Below are 26,204 nucleotides of genomic sequence, written 5' to 3'. Positions count from 1 at the left end.
TACTTTTAAGATACTTATTTTACATTAACAACTGGTAAAACAAAGGTAAAGTAATAAAGCTTAGAAAAATACCTACAGCAATCAAGGCAGAGACCAGTTCTGGGGCCAAACCTGCAATTATGGCTAAAGCACCTGCTGAAACCATAGGAGGCATGGCAGCCTCAAAAATAGAAACCTGTACAGCCAGTCCCTCTAAGGCCAGCAATTTACACCCTTCCCAGGCAACTAAAGGAATTATGAACATTTTTATTCCCAAACCCAATAATAGTTTACTAAATTCCTCTGACTTCAAACGCAAAGTGAACTGAAAACCCAACCTTTGCCTGTTCAGAAGATAGCAGCCAGTTCTTAGCCAGCAAAGCCAGCAAAAGGGCTAAGAAAGGTGGAAAGGAAATTATTCTCTGCAAAATCGCCCCCAGGGTGGGCTTATTTTCTTTTTCTCCATAAAAAACCAGTATTAAAGAACCATAGAGCACCAGGGCTAAAAAGGAACCCAATTGGTCATAAATCAAGGCATAGGGAATTCCCTGCTCGCCAAAAAAACTTTGCACCATGGGAATACCTAGAAAAGAGGTATTACCCAGAGGCACTACTAAAAGCAAAGCGCCTGTAATATTTTTATTCCACTTAAACCAGTAGGAACATAAACCAATCAAAAGTACAGACACTAAAAGCAAAATCCAGGGTAAAAAGGTGGGGACAAGTAAATCCCAGGAAAATTTAAGAGTTGGAACTTTTAACAAAATTAAAGCTGGCAAAGAAATGTAAATAACAATTAAATTCAATACTGTTCCTGTATTTTCGGGAATGCTTTTTATCCTCTTTAAAAGAAAACCCAAACTTAAAAAAGTAAGAATAGCTAAATAATTATGCATCCTTTTTAGATAAAAAAAAGGACGACTCAAGTAAAGAGCCGTCCTTTTACCAGTTTTAAAATTTATCTTTTATTCTAGCTCACAAAGCTTTTTTAACCTTGTAAAGTTTTCTTCAACTTTCTTCTGGATAATTTCCACATCCTCAGGAGTTAAGTGCCTGAACCTTCTCTGGAGCTTTAAATATTCCTCTACAGGTTTTAGTTTTTTGGCCTTTTGATTCAAAGTAAACTTGCCATATTCGACTTCAAATAAGGGGAATACTCCCGTTTGCACGGCCAACTTGGCCAAGGTAATACTATCACTGGGTTTACTTCTCCACCCGGTAGGACAGGGTGAATAAATCTGAATATAGGCAGGCCCTTCTACAGCCAGGGCCTTTCTCACTTTGTTCATCAAATCCAGATGAAAACCCGGGCTAGCAGTAGCCACATAAGGGATATCATGGGCAGCAGCAATCATGGCCACATTTTTCTTCCAGGTGTGCTGGCCTTTGCTCTTTTTACCAGCAGGAGAGGTGGTAGTTGCTGCTCCAAAAGGAGTGGAGCTAGAACGCTGAATGCCTGTATTCATATAGGCCTCATTATCCAAACAAACATACAGGAAATCATGTCCCCTTTCCAGAGCACCAGATAGTGCTTGCAAGCCAATATCTGCAGTTCCGCCATCCCCAGCAAAGGCAATGACCTTGGGTCTTTTTTTCAGTTTACCCTTTTTTTCCAGAACCTTTAAAGCTGCTTCTATGCCAGAGGCAACTGCAGCTGCATTTTCAAAGGCAACATGTATCCAGGGAGTTTTCCAGGCAGTTTGGGGAAATGGGGAAGTAACGATTTCCATACAACCAGTGGCATTGGCCACAATAGTTTCAGGGCCTGCTGCCTTCATCACCATGCCCATGGCCAAAATTTCGCCACAACCCTGACAGGCTCTATGTCCTGAAGCTATCAAAGATTCCCTGGGTAAATTTTTAGCTGTAATTTTTTCATATTCTATCTGTTTAGTCATTTTCTCTAACTCCCCAAATTAAATATTCATCTTTATATTGACCTTTAGTGGCTAATTTATACATTTCCTGAAAATCTTTGCGAGTTACATCTCTGCCCCCAAGACCACAAATAAAATTATATACCTCTGGCTCAAAGTCTCTGCCATAAAGAGAAGCCTTAATTTCAGTAGCCACCGGGCCGTTGGGACTACCAAAGGACAAAGCCCTATCAATAACAATAACCTTTTTGGCGCCTTGCAAGGCTTCCAAGAGTTCCTCTTCAGGAAAAGGACGCCAGAGCCTAATTCTCACCTGCCTTACCTTTTCTCCTTGAGCATTTAACTCTTCAATAGCTGTGCTTACAGTCTCTCCTAAAGACCCCATGGTCACAAATACCACCTCAGCATCCTCAGCTCCATTTTGCTCCACCACCTTATAACTGCGGCCAAAACTCTTTTCCCAGGCTGTAAACACCTCTTTTATTACCTTTTTAGAATCAAAAAGAGCCTGTTCCTGCTGTTTTTTAGCCTCAGCATATATTTCAGGCACTCCTACAGGACCCATGGTAACCGGCTTTTCCACATCCAGTTTTAACTGAGGAACATATTCAGGCAAAAAGGCGTCTATCTTTTCCTGGTCTTCTATAATCACAGGTTCAATCATGTGACTTAAAATAAAACCATCTATATTTACGCCCACAGGCAAAAGTACTCTTTTATCCTCTCCAATTTTAAAGCCCATAATAGTCAAATCAAAGGCTTCCTGGCCATTTTCTGCAAAAAGTTGAATCCAGCCCACATCTCGTTCAGCCATAATATCACTATGGTCATTCCAGATGGAAATGGGGCCAGATAAGGCCCTGTTGGCAATGGTCATAACAATGGGAAGACGCATGCTGGCAGCAATGAATAAAATCTCATGCATCAGGGCAAGCCCCTGAGCAGAAGTGGCTGTATATACCCTGGCCCCTGTAGCAGAAGAGCCTACAGCTGCACTCATGGCTGTATGTTCTGACTCTACAGGGATAAATGCTGCTTCTAGCTCCCCATTGGCTACTATCTGGGATAATTCTTCCACAATATGAGTCTGAGGCGTTATGGGATAGGCAGAAATAACATCTACCTTGGCCAACTTTACTGCCTCAGCTATAGCCAAAGAAACTTCTGTACCTATTCTTTTAGCCATTATTTTTCCTCCAATACCAAACTTAAAGCCCCTTTAGGACATTCTTGCACGCAAATACCACACCCTTTACAGTAATAAAGATTGGCTCTAAAAAAACCATCTTCTCCCTCTTCCACACAAAACTCAGGGCAATAAACCGCACACAAACCACATTTTATACACTTTTCCTCATCTAATACGGGCTTTTCAGTCCGCCAATCACCTGTCTTAAGTTCAGCAGCATTACCTGGAGTAGTAATGGCTGCTCCTAGTTCTAGATCCTTCCAACCAGGATAGGTCATGACAATCTTCCTCCATTTTTACAATTTTCTCTTTGTTAACCAAGAAAGTAAACAAAACAAACTTTTCTTCGATTAACGGTCTTTTTTAACCTTCCAAAAACCTTTTTAAGCTTTAAGCAAGCTCTTGGCCAAATCTTCTAACATAGAAGCCAGCCTTAATATCTCTACCGAAGTAAAACCATCTTTTTCCATACGCCGATAAGTCCATAAACCGAGGTATAACTTATCTTCTGCACTAAGTCCAACATCTTTAAGCTGGGCTAAAATCTTTTTTTGTAAGTGTTCTCTGGCAAAAATAGTCTTTTTAATTAAGTCACCCAATCTAGCTTTTTCTTCTTTATCTTTTTCTTCCAGTTGCCAGTATTTAGCATAGATTTGATAAAGACTTTTTTGAATCTCCAGATAATCCTTTATTCCTGTTACCAATTCTGTCTTAGAACCCATTAAGTTTAACTCTCTAGCAATAGCTAAAATTTTTTCCTGTAAACGAGTTAAGAACAATTTTCTTTTGGCTTCTGGCCAGTTATTTTCTTTAACATAACTATCCAATTTATCATTCAATCGGTAAAGTACAAAGGATTTAAGTAAAGGGAAAATCTCTTGAGAAAAAGAAGTAGAAAATAACTGTTTAAAAATAAAAAGTCTTTTTTGCTGAACATCTTCTCCTTCTGCTGTAAATCCTTCCAAATCTACTCCAAAATAAAGATTCATCTTTTTTAAACTAAAAGTAAAATTATCCCTTTGAGAATCATAATTTTTCAGGAAAAAATCAATTACTCTATCTACCAGTTCAACCTGAAAAAAAGATACTTGAGGAAATGTTGGGGGTAAATCAGTTACCTGTTCCTCTTTTTTCTCCTCTTCCACAACTTCCTCTGTATTATTCTCACTAACTTCAGGCTTTAGAGAAGAAAATTCATAACCATAAGTAGTATTTTTATCTATTTTAGAAGAAACCTTGGATTTTATACCTTCTACCTGTTTTACAGGCTCTTTTTTAAATTTGAAAGTAAAAAGAAAAATAAATCCAGAAACTAAAACCAAAAGTAAAATAAAAATTGTTTTTCTACTCATACCTTCTCTCCTCTCTTATCAAAAAGGCCAAGGCATTTTCTATATTATCCATAACATTATCTATAACTTTTACTTTCTTCCACTTTAAATAATTATAATACTCATCTTCAATACCGTTAGTAAGAACAATATCCACATTTTCCTTTAGAATTAAAGAGCACATTTCTTCTCCAGAAGATTCAGGCAAAATAACATTCTTACTGGAAATAACTTTCCACTTGGAATCAAACTCTACAATAAACACTTCCAAAGCTAAATCAAAGCGAGGAGCAACCTCTTTTCCTAAAATGGGAATTAGGACTTTGGTCATTTTAATTAAATCCTATAAAATTTCATTTTACGCCAGAGTTTACTTCTAGACCAACCCAGATATTTGGCAGCTTCACTTTTTTTGCCTCTACATTGTTTCAAGGCTTCTAGAATCATATTTTTCTCTAAGTCTTGAAAATTGTCTTCTTTTTCCGGGGAAAATACTTCTTTTTTTTCTATCTGAGGGGTAACTGCAGTATATTCTTTGAGATAGGCAGGCAAATCTTCCAAACCAATTTTTTCTTGCATACACACAGCCACGCTATACTCTACAATATTTCTAAGCTCTCTTACATTTCCAGGATATCGATAAGAAAGCAAAAATCTTAACGCATCCAAAGAAAACTCTTTTATCTTTTTTTGTAGTTTTTTGTTATAAAAATTCAGAAAATAATAAAGTAGTTCTTTTATGTCTTCTCCCCTCTCTCTAAGAGGAGGCAAAGCCAGCCTGACCACATTAAGTCTAAAAAAAAGATCTTCTCTAAATTTTTTTTCTTTAATCATCTGTCTCAAATCTCTATGCGTGGCAGCAATAACTCTTACATCCACCTCTATCCCCCTGGTGCTGCCCAAAGGATATATCACTTGATCATCTAAAAAAGATAAAAGCTTTACCTGTAAAGATAATGGCAAGTCGCCTATCTCAGTTAAAAAAATTGTGCCCTTATGAGCAAGTTTAAACCAGCCAGGTTTATCTGTGGTTGCACCTGTAAAGGCTCCCTTTTTATAACCAAAAAGTTCAGATTCCAAAAGATTTTCAGGTAAAGCTCCGCAATTCACCTTTATAAAAGGACCATCCTTGCGAAAAGAGTGTTGATGAATCGCTTCTGCTAGTAGGTCCTTACCTGTTCCTGTCTCTCCAGTAATCAAAATTGCAGAATCAGTCTTGGCTACTATGGGAACAAGGGCAAAAAGTTCCTTCATCTTGGGACAATTTCCTAAAATATTGCTAAATTCTCCCTGGCTAAGCTTCTCTTCTTCTTTAAGTTCTTCTATGCTTTCTAAATAAGCGACAATGTTACCGTCTTTATCTACCAGAGGAGCTATTTTTTGTCTTATCTTTTTTAACTCCCGATAGTAGTTAATTAAATTTGCTTCTTGATATTCATTCTTATCTATTGTTTTCATTAAACATCTATCCAGGCAACAATTACTTCTCAAAACTTGGTAACATTTTTTGCCCAAAAGTTTATCTCGTTCTGTACCTAGAAACACTTCCAGATAAGTATTTAAAAAAAGAACTCTTTTCTCTAAATCAAAAATGATTATACCGTGAGGTATCTGATCTAAAAGATGCAAAAGATCTAAATCAAAATTTATTTTATTATTCATTTTCTTTTATAATCACTATTTTGTCTTTTAATACTTTTACCTTTTTTTTGCCAGGAAATTCAAAGGTTTTAGCAGAACTACTATCTTGTTCTAAAAAAAGTTCTAACCTGTACAGATTATCAAAAAGAACCTGTCCCTTCCCTATCTTATCCAGGTAAAAGGCCAATAAATTCAATCTATCCAGACTTGCTAACCCTTCCAGATCCTTTCTTTTTACTTCTATACAACAATCATCTTTTTTTATTTCTATTTTATTTAAAATTTGTTTCAAATCCCTTCTTTCCAGTTGACTGATTTTCCAGATTTTAAAGACATTTTTTAAAAACAAGGGATTTTCCTTTAAAAATAGAGGCAAGATATTATGCCGAACCCTATTTCTTAAAAAACTTAAATCCTCATTGCTTTTATCCACACAATATCCCTGTCCTACCAGTTCTAAAAACTTAAGTATTTCCTCTTTAGTAAGAAAAATTAAAGGACGCAATAAGGTAAAAAAATCCTGCTCAATTTTTGCTTCCATACCTCCCAACGCAGGCCAACCAGTACCTCGAATAAAACGCATAAGCACATCTTCAGCCAGATCATTTAAATGGTGTCCTAGAGCAACCAGTTCAAAACCATATTTTTTAGTTAAATAGGTTAAAAGTTTATAGCGAAGATTTCTACCTATTTCTTCCAGGCCTTTTCCTGTTTTTTGGGCAATAAGATCTACCCTGGTGGAAAAAAAATAAAGGGAAAATCCTTGTCTCTGGCTTAAATCTTCTAAAAACCTTTTTTCCTCTTTACTTTCTTTGCGTAAACCATGGTCCAAATAAAAACCAGCAATTTCCTTAAGTTTTAGTCTTTTTTTTAGAAGGGTTAAAATGAGGGCTAAAGCTGTAGAATCAGGACCGCCAGACAAGGACAAGAGGAGAGATTTATTTTGAGTGGAAACTTTAAGTTCCTGACGCAAAAAACGCTCTACTTTTAAAACCAGATGAGCAGCTGGGGCGGGCAGGTCTTGTAAACGCAAAGCCATTTTAAAAACTAAAGTTAACCTTTTGATATTGTTTAGGAATCCACCAGCGGATAAAATTATAACCAATACCTGCTGGAGCAGGCTCTATCCCTTTAATGCGCTTGTGCACAATGGGTAGGGCATAAGGCACATACAAAAAACAATAGGGCTGTTCTTTATGCAAAATCTCCTGGACCCTATCATAAATTTTTTTTCTTTGACTCAAGTCCAGAGTCTCTCGACCAAGTTCTAAGAGTTTATCCACTTCTTTACTTTTATATCCCATAAAATTTAACCCACCTGCTACAGCCTTTGAAGAATGCCAGACATCAAAAAGGTCTGGATCCAGAGGGATAGTCCAGGCTAAAATTACAGTTTCAAAATTACCCTTATCAATAAATTCGTTGATAAAAGTAGCCCACTCCAGGGTCCGGATATGCACTTTAATTCCCACTTGAGCCAGACGATATTGAATAATTATGGCAGTTTTTAGACGCAAGTCATTTCCCTGATTGGTCAGAATGGTAAACTCAAGTTTTTTACCATCCCTTTCTAAAAAACCATCTCCATCCAGGTCCTTATATCCCAGGTCTTCTAAAATCTTTTTAGCCTTTACAGGATTATAGGGATAATCTTTTATCCTGGTATTATACGCCCAGGTGCCTGGTTTATAAGGGCCTATTGTTGGCTCTCCCAGTCCAAATAAAACTCCTTTAACAATCTCCTCTTTATCTAAAGCCAGGGCTATCGCCTGCCTTAATTTTACATTCTTAAATAAAGGATGTCTTAAGTTATAACCCAGGTAGGTATAGGAAGAAGCAAGATACTTATATTTATTAAAATTTTTCTGCCAAAATCTTCCCTTAGTCTGAAAAATATATTGCAAAGGAGACAAGTTCATATTGTCTAAATTACCAGCCTTTAACTCCAAAAACATGGTATTCATATCAGGAATAACCCTATACACAACCTCATCAATATAAGGCCTGCCCTCAAAATAATTAGCATTGGCTTTTAAAATTAAGTTCCTGCCACTTTCCCATTTTACTAATTTATAAGGCCCTGCTCCCAAAGGGTTACGACTATATTTGGTTTGCAAGAGGTCTTCTTTTTCCAAAATATGCCTGGGCAAGATAGACATGGTCCAGGAGGCAAGAGAGCCTGCATAGACTTTGGGATAAGTTACTTCCAGTTCATAAGGAGAAAGGACCCGACATTCTTTAACCAGTTTAAAATCTTCGCCATAAGCAGTGGGGGTCTTAGGATCTATCATTAATTTATAAGTAAAATAGACATCTTCGGCAGTTAAGGGTTTTCCGTCAAACCAAAAAATATTTTTTTTAAGCTTAAACCTAAGCCTTTTACCCCCATCTAAAACTTCATAACCAGAGGCAGCCCAGGGCACCAGTTGCAAATTTTTATCATACTTTAAAAGAGAAACATATAACAAGTCAGCTAGTTCGTGGGAAAAGGCATCTGTAGCCAAAGGCGGAATAAGATTGGTAGGGTCACTTAAGGTGCTTAAAATAATCCTTCCGCCTAAATCCTGAGCTCTAAGCCAAGGATTAAGGCCCCAAAAAACAAGGTATAACAAAATAAAAACCTTTTTCATTTTAGTCAGTTAAACCTATTTTTTCAGTTTAGTAAAAAAACTTTTTTCAAATCTTGCCAAAAGTCCTCAATTTGCTTAAATAGAAATGTTCTTTTTTACCACTTTTGTTAATGTAAGGAGTCAATGAATTAATGGTGATGAATGAAGAGAAAAAAGTCAAAGACATTTTAGCTGCATTTGTGAAAGATAACATTCCAGAATATATTTACGAAAACGCCCAGGAAATGGCCTCTAAAGAAGACCTTAAGCTAAACCTCAAACAACACTCTGATTACTTAGAATTAAGCGGTCAGGTTCAGGCCGAGGATTTCCAAGTCTATCAAACCGAGATCTCTCTAAACCTAGAACTGGAATCTGTAACTTATTATTGTAACTGTCCAGAATCCTTTGCTGGCATATGTAAGCATGTAGGCGCTACTCTTATCAAATACCTTCACTCCCTGGAGCAGGAAAACAGTGAAGAAGAAGCTATTTTGGTCAGTACAGACTGGAAAACTACTTTTAAAAGCTATTTTGCTACTCAACTAGAACCAGAACCAGGCCAACACTACATAGTTTACCGTTTTTTCCCAGAAGTAGGTCGTCTGCAGGTAGAATTTTTTAGAGCCAGACAAAATAAATCCGGACTTTCCTCTGTTTTAAATCCCATCACCTTAGAACAAATCCTGCGCAATCCAGAATGGTGTGAAGTATCGCCAGACCTTCCGCAAGTGGCAGAACAAATTGGCCAATACTTAGACTATTATGGCCATAAGGTAGAAATACCCTATGGACTTATGAGCTGGTTTTTTACTGCTATTAAAAATGAGTATTACTTATTTTTTGAGGAAACAGAAAAGCCTGTACGCATTGTCTCCACTCCCATGCGCTTACAGTTAAAACCAACCCTTACTGAAGATGGACTAACCTTTGAAGTCATGCTGGGCAGAGAAGGCAAGATTCCCTTTCCCATCAAAGGAGAAGAGACCTTTTTCTTTGGAGACATGCCCTTATGGGTATTTTGGAAGTATACTTTTTATCCAGTACATACTGGTATCCCTCCCTTTCTCATTCGTGAACTGGTAGTAAAGCCCCCTATTGTACCTCATAAGGAAATTTCTGAATTTCTGGATCGAGTCTGGACCCAGATTCCAGCCTCAGACCTCTTTGAACAAGAAAAGTTTCTGGAAAGAATGGCTCCCATTTTTGTGGAAGCCAAATACAATCCCAAACTCTTTTTGGAAGAAGAAGGTAGCCTGCTAACCCTTCAAATTCAAAATGTTTATGAAACTGAACATGGTGAGTTTACCTTGCCTGGTCCAGACCCGGACTTACAAACAGGAAGCTATCAATTTGAAGGAAAATCCTTTCTTATTCGAAGAGACCAGGAAAAAGAAGGAGAACTAATAAACAGGCTTATGAATCTCGGCTTTCAGGCCAGAAACAATGCCCTTTGGTTCTTAGAGCCTGAAGAAGCCATCAATTTCCTCCTGGATGAATATCCCAAACTGGTAAAAGAATATAGAGTTTATGGAGAAAAGAACCTATCCAGGTACAAAGTAAGGCTCTCTCCACCCAGGGTGGTTGCCCAGGTGGAAAGCAAAGAGGAAAACACCTGGTTCAATGTGGATATTGTGGTGGAATATGATGATATTTCCGTGCCCATAGAAAAAATCTGGAAGGCCTGGTCTCAAGGCAAGCGTTATGTTCAGTTAAAAGATGGCTCTTACACCAGCTTACCAGAATCCTGGCTGGAAAAGCTGGGACACAAACTGCAAACCATGGGTCTGGATCCAGAAAAGGGTCCCAAGAAAAAATATGCTCATCACGAAGCCTCAATCATTGATAAACTGGTAGAAGATGTGGATGAACTCCAGGCAGATTCTTTCTGGGATGAATTAAGAGAGAAAATTCATACTTTTAAGGAGATTACCGCAGTAGAGCAACCTAAAGAGCTCAATGCCACCTTAAGACCTTACCAGCTACAGGGTTTAAGCTATCTCAACTTCCTCTATGAATACAAATTTGGTGGCATTTTAGCCGATGAAATGGGACTGGGAAAAACCATTCAGACCCTTTCCTTTCTTCAGCACCTAAAGGAAAAGGGTATAACTGGTCCGCATCTTATTGTGGTACCCACCTCTGTTTTGCCCAACTGGGAAAGAGAAGCAGAAAAATTTGTCCCCACCATGAAAAGATTGGTAATTTACGGGGCCAAAAGAGAACATATTTTCCCCCAAATCAAAGAAGCAGAACTGGTCCTAACTACCTATGCCTTACTTAGAAGAGATTTGGAATTTTTATTACCCTATGAATACGCAAGCATTATCTTAGATGAAGCCCAAAACATTAAAAACCCCAATACCATTACTGCCAAAGCTGTACGCAAGTTAAACTCCCGTTTTAGATTGTGTCTTTCTGGAACTCCCATTGAAAACAACTTGCTGGAACTCTGGTCTCTCTTTGAGTTTCTCATGCCAGGCTTTCTGGGCTCCCAACACGCCTTTCACAAGGGATTTATCAAACCCATTAAAGACGGGGATGAAGAGGCTCTTAACTATTTAAAAAACAGAGTAAAACCCTTTATCTTGCGCAGAACCAAAGACCAGGTGGCCAAAGACCTGCCACCCAAGGTGGAAAATGTTTACTACACTGCCCTGCTGGACGAACAAATGGAACTCTACGCTTCTTTGGCCAAAAAACTCAAAGAACAGGTCCTACAAAGAGTGGAAGAAAAAGGCATTGCTGGCTCTCAAATGTCCATTTTGGATGCCCTGCTCAAACTAAGACAAATCTGCTGCCACCCTCGACTGTTAAAGCTGGATATGCCTGGAGTGCAAACCAACCTGCCTTCTGGCAAATTTGAGGCCTTTAAAGAGCTGGTCACCACCATCATTGAAGATGGGCACAAAGTACTGGTCTTTTCTCAATTTGTGCAGATGCTGCACATCATTCGCTCCTGGCTTTCCATGAACAAAATCCCCTTTGCTTATCTGGATGGCTCCAGCAAAGATAGATTTGAACAGGTGGACAGATTTAACAATGATCCCAATATCCCCATCTTTTTAATATCTCTTAAAGCTGGAGGTACAGGGCTAAACCTGACTGCTGCTGATTATGTCATCCACTATGACCCCTGGTGGAATCCGGCTGTGGAAAATCAAGCCACTGACCGCACCCACCGTATTGGCCAGACCAAACAGGTTTTTGCCTATAAAATGATCTGTCAAAACACTGTAGAAGAAAAAATCTTAACCCTACAACAGCAAAAGAAAGGAGTAGCTGAAGCCATTATTCCTGGTCAAAGCGCCATTCAAAGCTTAACTAGAGAAGATCTGGAAATGCTTTTTGAAGTTTAAAAGGTTTCAGGGGAAATCTCCCCTGAAACCTTATTCAAAGACTTTTTTACCTTCTAATAATCTAACTTCCAAAAGAAAATATAACCAGAAGTAGCAGGAACTAGCTGCTTGTGAGTTTACTTACTTTCTTAAAAGCTACTACTCAGATTTTAGTAAGTTATTTACCCAAAGATAAGCTGCATTTAAACATTCACTGGCATAGGTGGGATCTATTTTCAAAAAAGCAAGTTGTTTACCTACTTTTCTCCACTCTCCCTTTTCCAAGTAAGAGGCTAAAACCAGCCATTGATGATAGGGATGTTCTGGGTCCAACAACCCTTTTTAATGTCTTCATCCAGGAACAGTTCTTCCACTATTTCAGATAGACTTTTTTGCAACAATACATCCAGATAAGAAAGGAGTCCTAAAAGAAAAAACTTCTCCCCTGACTCTTCTCCAAAAAACTTTTCAGCCAAAAGCTGCAAAAACCTGCCCCTAAAGGCAGATAAAAAGACTACTTCCTTTCCCCTATCTTCTGTACTTAAGTCAGCCAGCAAAACAACTCTTAGCCACTGTTTTATTTTCTTCTCTCCCAAACAGGTTAAAGCCCTTTGCAAAGAAGAAATCTTTTCTTTAAAACCAAAATAAGGTGAATTAATATATTTAATTAAGCGGTAAGTTAAATTAATATCCTGTTTGATAATTTCACTAAGCCCCTTAAAACTTATTTCAGGCTTACTAATTTCCTTTAAAATTTTTAACTTGCTGACTTCACTAGAGCTTAATTTTTTGCCTTCCAGGATTTCTGGCTTGCTAAAGAAAAATCCTTGAAAATAGTCAAATCCCAATTCCAAACAGGTTAGAAACTTTTCTCTGGTTTCAACCTTTTCTGCCAAAAGTTTTACTTTATACTTTTTAAGGTTGGTAACTATTTCTTCCAGTTCCCACTCATAAAGCTCTAAAATATCTACCTTTACTATATCTGCAATAGCAATTAAATTCTTAAATTCTTCCTGCCCCACATAATCATCCACAGCCAGCACATAGCCCTGCTTTTTTATCTTTTTACAACAATCTACCAGCTTGGGAGTGGGATTTACCCGTTCCAAAATCTCTAAAACCACATGCTGAGAAGGAAGCAAATTATAGTGCTCTTCTAAAAGGGATTTTTCTGAAAAATTAATTAAATATTTTAAATTCAGGCCTTCCTTAAAGGCCAGATTAAAACCATCTACAAGCACCTGGCCTGTAGCAACTTCATCATCTATTGCACCAGCCTGATTTAATTTTTTACCTGAACGAAATAACAGTTCATAACCCCAAAGCTTTTCCTTGCGGTTAAAAATAGGTTGCCTGGCAATAAATATTTCTTCTAAACTCATCTATCTTGCCTCATTTTAAGGGACCAAAGCTGTACTTATTAATCCCATTTCCAGAGGATAACCACACAACAAATTGGCATTGGCCAGAGCCTGACCTGAGGCTCCTCTACATAAGTTATCTATGGCTGAAACCACAATTAGCTTTCCCGTTCTTTTATCTTCCACTAAACCAATAAAACAACTAAAAGTACCCCTTACCCACCTAACCTGGGGCAATGTTCCTAAAGGAAGCACTTTGACCCACTTTTTAGACCCGTAAAAATCTTTATAAACCTCAAAAACCCTTTGTAAGTCTACCTTTAAGTCTGCATAAATGGTGCTTAAAATACCTCTATTTAAGGGCAAAAGATGAGTAGAAAAACAAACTTTAACCTCTTTTGCGCAAGCCTTGCTTAATTCTTGCTCAATTTCTGGAGTATGGCGATGCCTGGCCAGATTGTAAGCATAAAAATTGTCATAAACCTCACAAAACAAAGTAGCTTCTTTGGGCGAGCGCCCTGCTCCAGTGGTGCCTGACTTGGAGTCTATAATAAGGTTTTCAGGCTCAATTAAATCATATTTTAAGGCTGGATACAAGCCCAAGATAACTGAAGTGGGATAACAACCAGGATTGGCTATTAAGGAAGCCTTTTTTATCTCCTCAGCATAAATTTCTGGCAAGCCATAAACAGCTTTATCCAGATATTCCTGAGCTAAGTGTTTTACCTGGTACCACTGTTCATAAACCTTTACATCCTGCAATCTAAAGTCTGCACTAAGGTCCACTACTTTTTTGCCTTGCTCCAACAATTTTTTGGCCACCTGCATGGCTGTACCGTGAGGTAGAGCCAGGAAATAAAGCTCTGCCTCTAAATTGCTCTGCTCTAAATCTGTAATCATCAATTCTGCATACTTACTCACAAAAGGAAAAACCTCTTGCACGGCTTTTCCTGCAAGTTTTCTGGAAGTAACTTCCACCAGTTCAAAACCCGCATGATTTTCCAGTAAGCGCAATAGCTCTATTCCTGTATAACCGCTTACGCCAATGATACCCACCTTGGTTTTTTGCATAGTATAAACCTCAACCAGTTTATGCCTTTTGAATATACTTCATTCTAAGGTCAAATAAAACATCTTTTAAAAGTTTTTCCTCTTGCGCACTTAAATTGCCTCTGGTCTTTTCTTCTAAAAGTCCCAATAAATCTATAGTCTGTTTGGCCAGGGCTAAGTTTACTTCAGTGGTGTTGGTTTCTGGATTAGCTATCTCCCCTAAATGCACCAGGGCTGAAGAGCTAAGGGAAATTACAAAGGTGGCAAAATCCAGCTTGGGCAGATTTACCTCTTCTTTGGCACTTACTTTGGCATAATCATGCGCTATCTTTTTCTGAGCAAGCTTGCGGGCTTCACTTTCAGAAGACTTTTCTTCTTTTAATTCTTCCTCGTCCAGTTTTACACGACGATCGTTAACAATAATCTTTTCTTCTTTTTTTTCGGACATCTTAACACCCTCCTGCAGATAAAGTCTTAAAGTAGACCTTTAAAGACTCTTCCAGATAATTTCTAGCTCCACTAAAGCCACCACAAGCAACATAACTTTCCTTAAGCGCAAATAAAACGCCAAGCAAATCTACATAATCCACATAACCCATATGTCCTATACGAATTATTCTATCTTTTAACTGGTCCTGTCCACCAGCTAAGGTATAACCAAAATTATCCTTCATATATTTTAGAACCTTGCTTGCAGATACGGCTTTAGGCAAAAGCACAGAGGTAAGTCCCCAAGTGTAATGTTCCTTAACCAGAAGTTCAAGTCCTATAAGCTCTACCCCAGCCCTGACCATTTCCGTAAGGGCTCTTTGTTTTAAATAAATTTCCTTTAATCCCTTTTCTGTAAAATATTTTAGGCTCGCTTCCAGACTTAGAATAAGGCTTATAGCTGGAGTATAAGCAGTCTGGTTTTGTACCACCTTCTTTTTTTCCTTTATTAAATCAAAGTAAAAAGGCCTTTTACAATTACTTTTTACCTTTTCCCAGGCTCTGCCACTTAAGGCTACAAAAGCAAGGCCAGGTGGCAACATTAACCCCTTCTGCGAACCAGTTAGCAAGCAATCTATTCCCCACTCATCCATGGGACAGGGGGAAATACCCACGGCAGAAATGCCATCCACCACGCACAAAATGCCTTTTTTCTGGCAAAAAGAGGCAATCTCTTGTACTGGATGCATAACGCCTGTAGAAGTTTCTGAAGCCTGAACTAAAATGCCTTTAATCTCTGGATGTTCTTTAAACTTTTCCTCAATCTGACTTATCTCTACAGCCCTACCCCATTTTACAGGCAGGGAAACCACTTCTAAGCCCCAATTTAAGGCAATTTCCCTGAACCTTTGGCCAAACTTGCCGCCTTCAACCACCAGCACCTTTTCTCCAGGAGAAAAGATATTTTCTACTGCAGCTACCATGGCTCCTGTACCTGAGGAAGTGAGAATAAGCACTTCCTCTTTAGTGCCAAAGAGATACTTTAAGCCTGCTCTGACGCGGGCAAAAATATGCTTGAATTCCTCTTTACGATGATGAATAAGTTCTCTGGCAGCTGTAAGCCTGACTTCTTCAGGTAATGGTGTAGGTCCTGGAGTCAACATTCTTGCTTTGTGCATCTATTTTCTCCCCTTTTCTATTTAACTGTGAGCTTCTCCCCAATTATGACCAAAGCCCACATCTACCACCAAAGGCACAGCAAACGCATACACGCCTTCCATGATTTCCTTTATTCTCTGCACAGCCAGTTCAATCTTGGGCCTGGGCACTTCCAACACCAGTTCGTCATGAACCTGCAAAATCTGCCTGGCTTCAATTTCTTTTAACACCTCATCTTCTTCAACCAAAAGCATGGCCTTTTTAATCACATCTGCAGCAGAACCCTGAACCACTGTATTTATAGCCATTCTTTTGGCCTGAGCTACCATCTGTTCGTTCCTGGAAAAGATATGGGGCAAAAAACGGCGCCTACCCAAAATAGTAGTGACAAACCCCTTTTCCATGGCCTGGGTTTCTACCTGCTCGTAAAATCTTTTTACGCCTGCAAATTTTTTAAAATAAAGTTCAATAAAACTTTTGGCTTCTTTTAAAGAGATATTTAACTCCCTACTCAATTTTAAGGGCCCCATGCCATAAAGTAAGCCAAAGTTAATGGTTTTGGCCTTTCTTCTATCATCAGCACTTATTTCTTGAGGTTTTTTCTCCAAAATCAAGCAGGCCGTGGCTGTGTGAATGTCCTGTCCTTCTTTAAAGGCCTGAACCAGGTAGGGGTCCTGGGAAAAGTGAGCTAAAATTCTAAGTTCTATTTGCGAATAATCAGCAGATAATAAAAACTTATTTTCTGGAGCCACAAAACAGGCTCTCATTCTAGGCCCATACTCACCTTTAATGGGAATATTTTGCAAATTGGGATTACTACTGGAAAGCCTTCCTGTGGCAGTAGCCAGTTGATTAAAGGTGGTGTGCAATCTATTTTTAGAATCCACTTTTTTGGGTAAAGGCTCCAAATAGGTAGAGCGCAACTTTTCTAGGCTTCTATAACGCAAAATAAGCTCCACAATGGGGTGCTGATGGCGTAAACTTTCTAAGGCACTTTCTGCAGTGGAAAACTGCCCAGTAGGAGTTTTTTTGCGACTCTTTAATTTTAATTCTTCAAAAAGGACCTGCGCCAGTTGCTGACTGGAGCGAATATTAAACTCTTTGCCTGCCAATTTATAAATTTCCTGAGTTAAGTCCTTTAACTCCTTTTTTACTTCTTTTAAAAAAAGTTTAAATTTCTCTAAATCCAGTAAAATACCCCTTTTTTCCATATTCACCAGCACCACACTAAGAGGTTGCTCCAGTTTTAATAAAAGTTCTTCCAGATTAGCCGCCTGTAATTTAGCCCTGAGATGTTTTCCCAGGGATAAAATACTTCTGGACAAAGGCTCTCCAGGGCTTACTAGATGCTCAACTTCCCTAGCTATTCCCTGAAGTAAAGTAGATAAAGAATAATCCCTTTGCTCTGGGTCCAAAAGATAGGCTGCCAGACTGAGGTCAAAACAGTTTTCCCGGGTCCAGGGAAAAGAGTACTGAGAATAAAAGTCCTTTAAAGAAGAAAGGTAAATTTCCTTTCTGGTGTCCAAAAATTCTCCAGAAAGTTTTTCATCTATTTCCAGTTCTAATTTACCATCGCCAATAAAAAACTTTTCTCCTTCTTTCCAGATGGCACAAATCTGTTCTAAATTTTTAAGCTGTTTTTCTTGAACTTGAGGCCTTGATACTTTAGTGGAGGCCTTTTTTTCTAGTTCAAAAAAAGGTAAATTAGGAGCTTTACCTTTTTCTACCCTCTTTTTGCTACTATCCAGTTCCTCGATTTCCCTTAACAGGGAAAAAAACTCATACTCCTTACAAAAATTTTTAAATGCAGGCCAATCTGGCTCTCCCAGGGTTAAGGTCTTCAGGTCTATTTCCTGGCAACAATCTTGACGCAGGCGAGTAAGTTCCCGGTACTGATACACCTTGGGAAAGCACTCTTCAATAACCTTCCTGGCCTTACCCTTTAGCTTATCTAAGTTTTGCTCCAGCTCTTCCAGGGTTGCAAATTGCTTTAATATGTTTTGAGCTGTTTTAGGTCCAATGCCAGGCACCCCTGGAATATTATCACTACTATCTCCTACCAGGGCCTGAAAATCAGGCCAGCTCCGGGGGGCAAAGTGCCACTTTTGAACAAAATCTTCCACTGAAAGGAATTTTTCTTCTTTTCCTCCTGGGTCCCAAATAAACACTCCTGGACTTAAAAGTTGATTTAAATCCTTATCACTGCCTACAATAACTATAGGAAATTCATCCTTAAACCTCGCAGCTAAACTGGCAATACAGTCATCAGCCTCTATACCCTCTGTGATTAGGGAGTAAACTCCTAACAGTTTAAGCCCCTGTAAAAGCGAAGGAATCTGTTTGGCCAGATCTTCAGGCATTTTCAGCCTGTTGGCTTTGTATTCTGCCCAGATCTCTTTTCTGAAGGTCGGCTTAGGCCCATCAACAAAAAAGCCTAGATAGCGCGGCTTTTCTTCCTTTAAAATTTTTAGAATTAAACGCAGGACAATGTAAATTACATTGGTAGGAAAACCATCTGAGCGAGTAAGATTACGATAGGCATAAAAAGCCCGGTAAATATAAGAACTTCCATCCACTAAAAAAAGTGGATTTCCTTCCCAGGCAAATTTTTTTTTAAGCATTTTCTATTTTTTTCTCCTGCTTAGGAGCACAGGTAGAGCGTTTGCGCACATGATAAAAACGCTGCCACATAAATTGTTGAGGATGTATTCCCCCCAGTTTCTCTACTGGAATCTCTGCTCTGGCCATGGTTCTATGCCCACCAGCAGGACCAAAATCAGCAAAAAGCTTGCGCGCAAACTTGCCCATATCTCTTCTCAGGCCATCACCTCTAAAAATAACCACTAGTTTATCATCATAAAGTCCACCCACCATATCCCAGGAAATATTATGCACCTGCAAAAAAAAGTCTGCCAGAATAACCAGGACATCAGGAGATTCCACACTACCTAAAAAAACTGCCAGACCATTTCCCAAAATTTTCACTTTTTTTAAGGCCTGGGAAAAATATTTTAGCCAGCTTTTATGAAATTCAGAACGAATAATCTTTTGTAAAAGCAAGGGGTTGTAAAACTTGGTAAGGTACTTAAAGGCCTTGATATCCGTATCCACAAAGGGCCTTTCAAAACTCTGGGTATCTGTTTTTATTCCATAGGCCAGGGCTGTAGCCAGCAACTTGCCAGGCCTTATTTTTAAATTGTACAAATATTCAGTCAAAATAGTAGAATTGGCCCCATATTCAGGACGAATATCCACAAACTCAGCTTCTACTGGATGCTCTTTAAGTAAAGGATGATGGTCAATTACAATGGAAAAGTTGAGTTGGGCAAAGTCTGGATGATGGTGAGGCTGGGAGTCCACCAGGGCAAATTTATCAAATTGAACTATTAAGTTGGAAGTAGCCTTTTGGGTAGGAATACGCAAAAGCTTAACCATAGCCAGATTATCCGGCCTGCTAATTTCATTGACATGTCCAATAGCTACCTCTAATACCCTGTGGGCCAAAATCCTTTTTAAGGCCATGGCTGAAGCCAGGGCATCTGGGTCTGCATTGACCAAAATAAGCCAGCGTTCACTTTTATCCAGAAGCGACAAAAGCGAGGGGATTTTATCCGTCAGATTCTTAAAATAAGCCATCTTCTTGATCCTTAATTTTGAGAGCACAACCAGCTACTACCAGATATACTTTTGCACACAGTCTGGCAAGTTTCTGATTGAATTCTCCCAATCCTCTTACTTCCCAGGTTAATTTTCCTGGCAAAAGCCCAAGTCCTACTTCACTGCTGACCAAAATAACTTCCTGCTTTAAGGAAGCCAAACTTTCCCAAAAAGCTTCTAGATATTCTTCTCTTTCTTCTTTAGACAAAGAAAAAAACCAAAAATCAAGTCCCTCGATTAAAATCTTATCCAAAGAAGCAGGTAAAGATTTTAAAGTCCCGGCCAAATTTTTCTCCACTTCAAAGACCTTTATTTCAGGATTACGCTCTAAACGATGGTCCAAAATCTGTTTTTTAAAAGCAAAATCCAGACCTTTACCTGTAACCACCAAAGCACCTTCACCCTGAAGATTATTAAAAAGCTTTAAAGCAAAATTACTTTTGCCCGACTTTGCTCCGCCCAAAACCAAACTAAACAAAACAAACTCCTAAATCCTCTTTTTTGTCCAGAAGCAACTGATAAGAAGACAAAAAATCTTGCCTGTTAAACAGCTCCAGAACCAGAATTTTATTTTCCAGACGAAAAAATACCTCTTGCAGGATTTGCCAACCAGCTGCAGGTAAGTCTTCTAAGGAAGTGTGTTTTCCTGCCTTTTCTTGGCCATAAAAATGCACCACCTTGACCCTAGGCCAAAATCCAGGCAAAGCCAAAATATTGTGCTGCTTGTAAGCAAGTAAGTGGCCTATATCCAGACAGATGGATAAGTCAAACTCTTCTATAACCTGCCAATAATCTTCAAGATTTCTTCCCTGAATATTTTCTAGGCACAAACTCGAAGCCAGGTATCCTGCTTCTAACCAACTTAAAACAAAAACTTTTAAATCCCTGGCCAAAGGAGGCGGATGCAGGACAAAACAACTGGGTTGCAAAAAATTCACTTTTTGTACCAGCTTTAAAAGTTCCTTACTGGTAGTCTCTGCCTGCTCCCAGTTTAAGTCCAAAGGCAGGTGAACATGATAGGTTAAACCTATCTCAGCTAAATCTGGAGGTAAATCTTCTTCTGTATAATTTAAGCAGGAATGCAACTCAAAAAGAGCCAGATAAACATCAGAGACAAAGTTTTTTAAAAATAGGCAGTTTTCCTTGATAGAAGCAAATAAAACATAGGAAGGAGCACTTAAAATAAATTTTTTCATTTTTTAGGAGAAAAGAAGATGTTGTTTTTCTTTTAAAGAAGTTTTTTTCCTGGGCTCTTTGAGCTCAAACAGGTTAGAGTCTAAGAGGTCTAAAAACCTGGAAGGTGGCAGGTTTAAGCGCTTGCCATAAAGTTTTCTACTTTGAGCAAAGCTTAAAAAAAGATGACTTTTGGCCCTGGTGAGTCCCACATAAAACAGTCTTTTTTCTTCTTCCAAATCAAAGCTACCTTCCTTTTCTGCCCCTACCAACTTATCCACTCCAATAAAAGGTAACAGTCCATCTTCCAGACAAGGCAAAAATACCACCTCAAACTCCAGTCCTTTGCTGGCATGCAAGGTCATCACCCGTACCCTCTGGCTCTTTTCCCTTACCAGGTCAAGCTCACTTTCCAGACGAATAAAATTAATCAAACTTAACCAGCCATTTTCCTGCGCATAGAGTTTTTCTAACTGTTTAAAATAATTACTTTCCCAGAATAAAGGGTCAAAAGGAGGTATGTCCTTTAAAAAGTTTTTAATTCCTCTGGGGCCTGCTGCCAGTACACTTTCCGGGAATAAAGAAGGCTTTTCCACATTAAACCCCAGGACCTTTTCCACTTCTTTTAAAATAAGCTCTATTCTGGGCTCCTTAAAAAAAGCTTCCTCTTCTGGTGAGGCTACTGGAATGCCTTTATTTTTCAAAGCCTGGACAAAGGGTTTTACCAAAGCCCTGAAACGTACTAAAATAGCAATATCTCCAGGAGAATATTGGGTAGGCTTATTATCTGCTTCAAAATGGGCACTTCCTCCCAGAAGGTCTTTAACTTTATTGGCAATCCAAAAGGCCTCATAATTATCAGAAGGTGCTTTTAATAAACAAACCTCTGCCTCAATTCTTTTTCTGGCCTTTAAGTTAGTTCCAGAAAAAAGGCCTCCAGCTAAATCCAGAATCTTTTGGCCAGAACGGTAATTGGAATGTAGGAAAATGACTTCCAGTTCAGGCCAGTATTGCTTTAAATAACTTTCCACCTCTGTAACTGCCCCTCTAAAACCATAAATCGCCTGCCTGGGATCACCTATGGCAAAAAAACCCTCTCCTTTTTCTGGAGCAAGTTTTACAATTAAGTCCAATTGTAAAGGCGAAAGGTCCTGTACTTCATCCACCAAAAGGTGCGTATAGGGCCTTAAAAAATTACCCACTTCCAATTCATGCAGCCAAAACTCCAAAAGATCTGCATAATCTACTAAATTTAAGTCTTTTTTTAAATTAAAGTAATTTTCTCCTTCCAGGCTACACTCTTCTCGCCTTTCTCGTTTTAAACAAAACTCTGCCCACTTTTCCTTAAGCTCCTGGGAGCTAAGCTTGGGATTGGCCCGGGCAAAAACCTTTTTGGCTTCTTCCTCTTCCAAAATAAGAGGCTTTTCCTTGTGTACCTTTTGCCAGTACTCATAAGCCAGGGCGTGCAAGGTGTCTGCCACTGGCAAAACCTTTTCCTGCAAATTCTCCAGTAATCTCTCTCTTATCTCCTGTGCGGCCTTTCTGGTAAAGGTTAAAATCAAAATGTGTCTGGGATTTATTCCTTCTTCCAGAAGTTTTTTTACCCTGCCCAATAAGGTCTGAGTTTTACCAGTGCCAGGCCCAGCTATGACCAACAAAGGCCCTTTAGCTCCAATGGCCCTTTCCTGTTCTTCATTATAGTGAAAACTTTCTTGCTTTTCTTCTGCAATAAGCTCTAGTTCCTTTACTGCGTCTGTCTTCTTGCTTTCCTGCCCCAGGACAAACAGACTTTTCCCCTGCAAGATTTCCTGTAATTCTTTAGGAGTAAAAAGGGATATTTTCCCATATTCGCCATCAAATCCAGGTTGACGCAAAACTTCCCTTCTCCTCATCCTGGCAACAGCTTCTCCCAGTAAACTATGTTTTTGTTTTAAGTCTTCTAAGGGAACATTTAAAAGGATATCCAGTTCTGAACCAAATTTTTCTATTAACTCCACATATAAGGTATTAACTTTCTTACTTTTAGGCCCTACACCCAAAAACTCACTCAAAATTTCTTTTAAGGGAATAAGTGAGGTATAATCTGGATGGTGCTTGGGTTTTTGAGGGGTTTTGCGATCAGCTAAAGCCAGGACCCTATGCAGTACGCCAACAGTAAGTTTCTGACCACAAACCGGACAAATACCTCCCCGACTCAAAGTCTCCTGGGGAGTCAAAACTACCTTGCACTTTCTATGACCATCTAAATGATACTTGCCTTCTTCTGGATAAAACTCCAAGGTGCCTAAAAATTTATGACTAAGCCCTTCACCTCTTAGGGCATAATAAATCCCTGTATAACTTACTTCTCCCTGAAAAATATTGGCTTCTCTGGCTAGGTTCTCTCCAGAATGGGCATCTGAATTGGAAACCAAAAAAAATCTATCCAGCTTACTTAAAAGCCAGTTCATCTCTGGATCAGAAGAAAGCCCTGTCTCCAGGGCAAAAATATATTTACTCAAATCTTCAAAACACTCCTCTATGGAGTCAAAACCTGATTTGGAACCAAAAAGAGAAAACCAGGGCGTCCAGATATGGGCAGGAACCAAAAAGGCCTTGCTATCCAGCTCCAAGACCATATCCAATAAATCTTTGGCATCCAGGCCTAAAATGGGCCTGCCATCAGAGTGCAAATTGCCAATTTCTGCCAGTTTGCGATTCAATTCCTTAGCTTTGTCCAGGGAAGGCACATAAACCAGGTTATGAATCTTCCTAACTTTTCCCCTTTTTTTGTAAATAGAACTAATCTCTGCACTTAAAATAAATCTTACCTTGCCTTTTAATTCTCCAGAAAATCCAGGAATTTCTTTGGCCAGGCCCTGTTTATTTTTCAGCTCAAACAGTCCTTCTTCTACTTCCACCAGTTCTTCTTCTAATATTTCAAGCCACTTAGGATGAGTAAAATCTCCAGTAGCAACTACATCCAAACCCTTTATTTCTGCCCAGGCAGCCAAATTTCTTGGCAAAAGTTTTTTACTTGTAGCTCTAGAAAAAGGTGAATGAATATGTAAATCTGCAATAAATCTATCCATGTTTTACCTTCCCTAAAATTAAACTCACTTTTGTCCCCTTTCCTTCCTCAGATTCAATCTCTAAACTACTTTCATTTAAATGACAAAGCCTAAGGGCAATGGATAGTCCCAGGCCAGTTCCCTGTTTTTTAGTGCTAAAAAAGGGGTCAAAAACTTTTTTTATTTCCTCTTTTTTAATTCCCTTTCCTTTATCTGCAATGACCAAAGACCATGTCTCCTCTTTTTTTTCCAAACCAATAAAAATTTCTTTTTTTCCTTCTAAAGCAGCTTCCTTGGCATTAAGCAAAAGATTAAGTAACACCTGTTTTAAATGCTCCCTATTCCAAAATACTTCCAGGGAACTATCCAGATCTAACTGTAACTTAATTTTACCTGGTTCCAGAGGGGCCAGGATAATAAGTTCTTTGACAAGAGAGGCTATATTCACCCACTCTTTATCTCCTTCCCTGGGTTTGGCAAAAGATAAAAAGTTCTTCACCAGTCTATCCAGCCTATCTACTTCTCTTAACACAATGGTAAATAGTTTGGTTTGTAATTCCTTGTCTTCCTCTTCTTGCAAAAGCTGCAAACTGGCCTTTATTCCAGCCAGAGGATTTTTAATCTCATGAGCTACTCCAGCAGCAAGTTCACCTAAACTGGCCAATTTTTCCATTTGAAAAATCTTTTCTTGTAACTTTTCTAACTCTGTGGTTTCATGTAAGATAACTAGATAGCTATTTTCAACTTCTAGATATGATATTTTACCTAAAAAAGACCTTTCTCCCAATTTAAAATTAAAACTTTTTTTGTCTTTTTTATTTGCCTCTATAATATTACTTAGTTCTTTATTATAGTACGAAATACTTCTGCCTAAAGCCAAAGATAGATGTTTTAAACCTAAAAAATAAAGAGCTTTCTGATTTAAAGATATGATGATATTTTTTTCTGGCTCTAAAACAAAAACCAGAGACTCCATTAAATCAAAAATGCTCTTTTTTAGAGCTTCAGACCTACTTAAAGCTATTTCTTGACTAATTAACTCATTAAAAAGGCTTTTTTCTCTGCTTTCAGAAAAATAAACAAGTAAATTTATCAAAAAAAGACTAAGAAAATTTAAAATAAAATAAAAAAAGAAGTTAGATAGGCTAAAGCTATTTTCTTGCCAGATAAATGGATACTTAAATTGAATAATACCCACAATAAGATAAATCAAAACACAAAGGGCACTAAAATAAATACTTGTCCTTAAGCCTAAAATTTTCCCATATAAAAAAATGGTTACCAGGATTAAGAAAAATAAACTGCTTTTTAAGCCACCTGTTAGAAATATGATATAAAAGGCCAGAAAAATATCAGATATAAATTGCAGGTAAACAAAGTAGTAAGCAGATTTAAATTTATTCCAGGTAAGTAAATAGATTAAATTCAACCCAAATCCGCAGACAAAAAAGATAATGTATAAATATTGATTTTCAATAAAATAATTTATCTGAGGGATTATACCCAACCAGACAGCCTCTAAAAGCACAAAGATAATTAAGATAAGGGCTAGACGAAAAAGGGAAAAACGAACGGTAAAATCTCTCAAAAATTTTTCTGAGAGAACATACTCAAGGTCTTTTTCCACACTCTTCTGGATCACCATGAAATTTTTTAAGAGTATGAGGTAATGCCGGTAAAATGGCTTCCAAATTTTCTTTTACGGCCTTTATGCTTCCAGGCAAATTTATAAGTAAACTTTCCCCAGCCAGTCCACATACAGCTCTAGAAATCATAGCATGGGGTGTTTTTTGAAGAGAACTGATTAACATCGCCTGTTCAAATCCAGAAAGTCTTTTGTCCACAAATTTAAGACAAATCTCCGGAGTAATATCTCTAGGATATACCCCTGTTCCTCCGGAAGTAACAATTACATCTACCTTTAAAAAATAAATAAGATGAGCAAGTAAATAGCTAAGACTTTCCCTAGAATCAGGAAGAACATATCTTCTGGTCCAGGAAAAATCCATTTTATTTTGCAGCAAACTAAGCACTAAAGGCCCACTTTCATCTTCTCTTTTGCCTGAATATCCCTTGTCACTCAAGGTGATTACAGCCAGAGAATAGGCCTCTTTTCTCCAGAAAAAAGACTCCTTTTCTACAAATTCTGTAAACAAAAGATAAAAATTACTGCCCACTAAGAGTTTATCCTGTAAGAAAAATTTATTTTTTTCAGCTTGCAAATACCCCCCAGCTTTCAAAAAATCAGGCTCCAAAACACTTCCATCTGCAAGAAAAAAATTTTTTAAAGGCACTAAAAAAGCTTTTCCCTGAGGAATAACTTGCTCCAAACTTGAGTATTTTATCTCCATAATTCACCTTT

The 26,204-nt window shown here is 38.4% G+C and carries 23 protein-coding genes; 1 reads left to right on the top strand and 22 read right to left on the bottom strand.

What is annotated here, in order from left to right:
• Nucleotides 1-19: 19 nt before the first annotated feature.
• The 10 genes from ACTCIM_RS05030 to ACTCIM_RS04985 form a co-directional block, all read right to left on the bottom strand.
• The gene (locus ACTCIM_RS05030; RefSeq protein WP_472314214.1) at nucleotides 20-244 is read right to left on the bottom strand and encodes an AEC family transporter; all 225 of its coding nucleotides are present in this window, start codon (nucleotides 242-244) and stop codon (nucleotides 20-22) included.
• Between the two features lie 28 nt (nucleotides 245-272).
• On the bottom strand, nucleotides 273-875 hold the full coding sequence (locus ACTCIM_RS05025) for an AEC family transporter (protein WP_472314211.1): 603 nt from the start codon (nucleotides 873-875) through the stop codon (nucleotides 273-275).
• 69 nt (nucleotides 876-944) lie between these two features.
• Nucleotides 945-1,877: a pyruvate synthase subunit PorB gene (gene porB, locus ACTCIM_RS05020; RefSeq protein WP_029965868.1), complete on the bottom strand. Its 933-nt coding sequence runs from the start codon at nucleotides 1,875-1,877 to the stop codon at nucleotides 945-947.
• Nucleotides 1,870-3,042 carry a transketolase C-terminal domain-containing protein gene (locus ACTCIM_RS05015; protein WP_029965865.1) on the bottom strand — a complete coding sequence of 391 codons (1,173 nt, stop codon included), beginning with the start codon at nucleotides 3,040-3,042 and terminating at the stop codon, nucleotides 1,870-1,872. Before ACTCIM_RS05015 ends, porB begins: the two co-directional genes overlap by 8 nt.
• Nucleotides 3,042-3,323, bottom strand: coding sequence for a 4Fe-4S binding protein (locus ACTCIM_RS05010; RefSeq protein ID WP_029965857.1), 282 nt, complete (start codon nucleotides 3,321-3,323; stop codon nucleotides 3,042-3,044). Before ACTCIM_RS05010 ends, ACTCIM_RS05015 begins: the two co-directional genes overlap by 1 nt.
• A 105-nt stretch (nucleotides 3,324-3,428) precedes the next feature.
• A complete protein-coding gene (locus ACTCIM_RS05005; RefSeq protein WP_472314208.1) occupies nucleotides 3,429-4,397 on the bottom strand; it encodes a hypothetical protein in 969 nt (322 codons plus the stop codon).
• Nucleotides 4,390-4,707, bottom strand: a complete 318-nt coding sequence (locus ACTCIM_RS05000) for a NifB/NifX family molybdenum-iron cluster-binding protein (protein ID WP_472314206.1) — start codon at nucleotides 4,705-4,707, stop codon at nucleotides 4,390-4,392. The genes ACTCIM_RS05005 and ACTCIM_RS05000 overlap by 8 nt, the downstream gene beginning before the upstream one ends.
• 5 nt (nucleotides 4,708-4,712) lie before the next feature.
• Complete coding sequence (locus ACTCIM_RS04995; RefSeq protein WP_472314204.1) at nucleotides 4,713-6,038, bottom strand: sigma-54 interaction domain-containing protein; 1,326 nt, start codon at nucleotides 6,036-6,038, stop codon at nucleotides 4,713-4,715.
• On the bottom strand, nucleotides 6,031-7,056 hold the full coding sequence (gene tilS, locus ACTCIM_RS04990; protein ID WP_472314201.1) for a tRNA lysidine(34) synthetase TilS: 1,026 nt from the start codon (nucleotides 7,054-7,056) through the stop codon (nucleotides 6,031-6,033). Before tilS ends, ACTCIM_RS04995 begins: the two co-directional genes overlap by 8 nt.
• 1 nt (nucleotide 7,057) lies before the next feature.
• Nucleotides 7,058-8,647, bottom strand: a complete 1,590-nt coding sequence (locus ACTCIM_RS04985; protein WP_472314198.1) for a peptide-binding protein — start codon at nucleotides 8,645-8,647, stop codon at nucleotides 7,058-7,060.
• Between the two features lie 131 nt (nucleotides 8,648-8,778).
• On the opposite strand from ACTCIM_RS04985, the gene ACTCIM_RS04980 reads away from it, so the two are divergent.
• Nucleotides 8,779-11,985, top strand: coding sequence for a DEAD/DEAH box helicase (locus ACTCIM_RS04980; protein WP_472314195.1), 3,207 nt, complete (start codon nucleotides 8,779-8,781; stop codon nucleotides 11,983-11,985).
• 138 nt (nucleotides 11,986-12,123) lie between these two features.
• Here the strand turns inward: ACTCIM_RS04980 and ACTCIM_RS04975 are convergent, their stop codons facing one another.
• The 12 genes from ACTCIM_RS04975 to ACTCIM_RS04920 are packed head-to-tail and all read right to left on the bottom strand — an operon-like array spanning nucleotide 12,124 to nucleotide 26,193.
• Entirely contained in the window at nucleotides 12,124-12,297 is a 174-nt protein-coding gene (locus tag ACTCIM_RS04975; RefSeq protein WP_472314192.1) for a hypothetical protein, read from the bottom strand.
• Nucleotides 12,258-13,346: an EAL and HDOD domain-containing protein gene (locus ACTCIM_RS04970; protein WP_472314190.1), complete on the bottom strand. Its 1,089-nt coding sequence runs from the start codon at nucleotides 13,344-13,346 to the stop codon at nucleotides 12,258-12,260. Before ACTCIM_RS04970 ends, ACTCIM_RS04975 begins: the two co-directional genes overlap by 40 nt.
• A 15-nt stretch (nucleotides 13,347-13,361) precedes the next feature.
• Nucleotides 13,362-14,396, bottom strand: coding sequence for an N-acetyl-gamma-glutamyl-phosphate reductase (argC, locus tag ACTCIM_RS04965; RefSeq protein ID WP_472314188.1), 1,035 nt, complete (start codon nucleotides 14,394-14,396; stop codon nucleotides 13,362-13,364).
• 19 nt (nucleotides 14,397-14,415) lie between these two features.
• Nucleotides 14,416-14,823, bottom strand: a complete 408-nt coding sequence (locus ACTCIM_RS04960; protein ID WP_029965839.1) for a DUF1844 domain-containing protein — start codon at nucleotides 14,821-14,823, stop codon at nucleotides 14,416-14,418.
• Nucleotide 14,824: 1 nt separating this feature from the next.
• Nucleotides 14,825-15,982: a pyridoxal-phosphate-dependent aminotransferase family protein gene (locus ACTCIM_RS04955; protein WP_472314185.1), complete on the bottom strand. Its 1,158-nt coding sequence runs from the start codon at nucleotides 15,980-15,982 to the stop codon at nucleotides 14,825-14,827.
• A gap of 21 nt (nucleotides 15,983-16,003) precedes the next feature.
• A complete protein-coding gene (polA, locus tag ACTCIM_RS04950) occupies nucleotides 16,004-18,583 on the bottom strand; it encodes a DNA polymerase I (protein ID WP_472314183.1) in 2,580 nt (859 codons plus the stop codon).
• A complete protein-coding gene (locus ACTCIM_RS04945; protein ID WP_472314180.1) occupies nucleotides 18,576-19,598 on the bottom strand; it encodes a DHH family phosphoesterase in 1,023 nt (340 codons plus the stop codon). Before ACTCIM_RS04945 ends, polA begins: the two co-directional genes overlap by 8 nt.
• Nucleotides 19,585-20,097 (bottom strand): bifunctional adenosylcobinamide kinase/adenosylcobinamide-phosphate guanylyltransferase, encoded by a 513-nt coding sequence (locus ACTCIM_RS04940; RefSeq protein ID WP_029965831.1) that lies wholly within the window; start codon nucleotides 20,095-20,097, stop codon nucleotides 19,585-19,587. Before ACTCIM_RS04940 ends, ACTCIM_RS04945 begins: the two co-directional genes overlap by 14 nt.
• Nucleotides 20,090-20,815: a cobamide remodeling phosphodiesterase CbiR gene (cbiR, locus tag ACTCIM_RS04935; RefSeq protein WP_472314178.1), complete on the bottom strand. Its 726-nt coding sequence runs from the start codon at nucleotides 20,813-20,815 to the stop codon at nucleotides 20,090-20,092. The genes ACTCIM_RS04940 and cbiR overlap by 8 nt, the downstream gene beginning before the upstream one ends.
• Nucleotides 20,816-20,818: 3 nt before the next feature.
• Nucleotides 20,819-23,863: a UvrD-helicase domain-containing protein gene (locus ACTCIM_RS04930; protein ID WP_472314175.1), complete on the bottom strand. Its 3,045-nt coding sequence runs from the start codon at nucleotides 23,861-23,863 to the stop codon at nucleotides 20,819-20,821.
• Nucleotides 23,856-25,469, bottom strand: a complete 1,614-nt coding sequence (locus tag ACTCIM_RS04925) for a two-component system sensor histidine kinase NtrB (RefSeq protein WP_472314173.1) — start codon at nucleotides 25,467-25,469, stop codon at nucleotides 23,856-23,858. The genes ACTCIM_RS04930 and ACTCIM_RS04925 overlap by 8 nt, the downstream gene beginning before the upstream one ends.
• Complete coding sequence (locus ACTCIM_RS04920; RefSeq protein WP_472314170.1) at nucleotides 25,453-26,193, bottom strand: MogA/MoaB family molybdenum cofactor biosynthesis protein; 741 nt, start codon at nucleotides 26,191-26,193, stop codon at nucleotides 25,453-25,455. The genes ACTCIM_RS04925 and ACTCIM_RS04920 overlap by 17 nt, the downstream gene beginning before the upstream one ends.
• Between the last annotated feature and the right edge of the window lie 11 nt (nucleotides 26,194-26,204).

The sequence above is a fragment of the Desulfonauticus sp. genome (assembly GCF_055126295.1).
Note: the sequence above shows the minus strand (reverse complement) of the source record. Positions and strands in the feature narration are given on the sequence as shown.